General features: G+C 40.2%; 2 protein-coding genes and 1 pseudogene. All 3 read right to left on the bottom strand.

What is annotated here, in order from left to right:
• A partial coding sequence (locus tag R7093_RS24375) for an AbgT family transporter (protein ID WP_318146905.1) occupies positions 1-201 on the bottom strand: 201 nt, incomplete at its 3' end.
• 495 nt (positions 202-696) lie between these two features.
• On the bottom strand, positions 697-822 hold the full coding sequence (gene ykgO / locus R7093_RS24380) for a type B 50S ribosomal protein L36 (protein ID WP_005380299.1): 126 nt from the start codon (positions 820-822) through the stop codon (positions 697-699).
• A gap of 3 nt (positions 823-825) precedes the next feature.
• A pseudogene (locus R7093_RS24385) lies at positions 826-914 on the bottom strand (50S ribosomal protein L31); the annotation flags it as partial.

Raw genomic sequence — 914 nt, forward strand, 5'->3', positions numbered from 1 at the left:
TGCTCCCTCAGGACGAGGATCGACAACCGATACTTCGAAGTAACCAGCGATACCCGACATCACCAAAATGGCTAAACAGAAAATGGCAAATAGTGTGATCGGGTGGGGCAACAGGTTCCCCAAATATTCGACAGTATCCAAAAAGCGCGTAAACAACGGCTTCTTAGGTGAGTTTTGTTTAATTGAAGCAGATGAACTCATCTGTTCCCTCCTTGTTTTTATTCCTGTGCAATTGTGAAAAAAATGTCACAAAGCGAGCGAAGGGTACTTGAGTAAAGAGTCAATTAAAAGCCAAAAACGTTACAAATTGTAAATCAATTGCAAATTTATAACCAGTTATTTGCATAAATGTAGATATTTCATCCATATAAAACAAATTAACCAACATTATAAATTAAACAAAGATATAACCATTAGATATGCAGGAATGCCTAATCCCTATATAAAGTCGAATGCAAAGATAGTGTGTGGTGTAAGCTCAAAGAGCCGAGCAGTCTGGCAAACGTTCAATTTTGACTTGAATAACGATGAAGTCGTGCCAGTAAAAACCATGCCAAGCACGAGCGAATAAACGTTGGCACTTGGCGAGTATTAGGTAGGGTGTGTACATTCAGAGCTGCTGAGGCAATCATCCGTTGTCATGGACGAAAATACCTTCAATTTCGCTACACACTCCTTTGTTGTTCGTTTCTACTGTTATTTTTGTACAGCTTTGAACCTCGGATTTGTCTTACAAATAACGTACAAGCGCCCTCTTCTTTTCACTATCTGACAGTCAGGATGACGGCTCTTCGCGCTTTTAAGTGATTTCACAACTTTCATGACTTATTCCTTCTCACTAGTAAATTGACCAAAACGACGGTTGAAGTTAGCAATACGCCCTTCCGCTTGAACCACTCGTTGCTTGCCTGTGT

This window comes from Vibrio sp. 1580 (assembly GCF_033340055.1).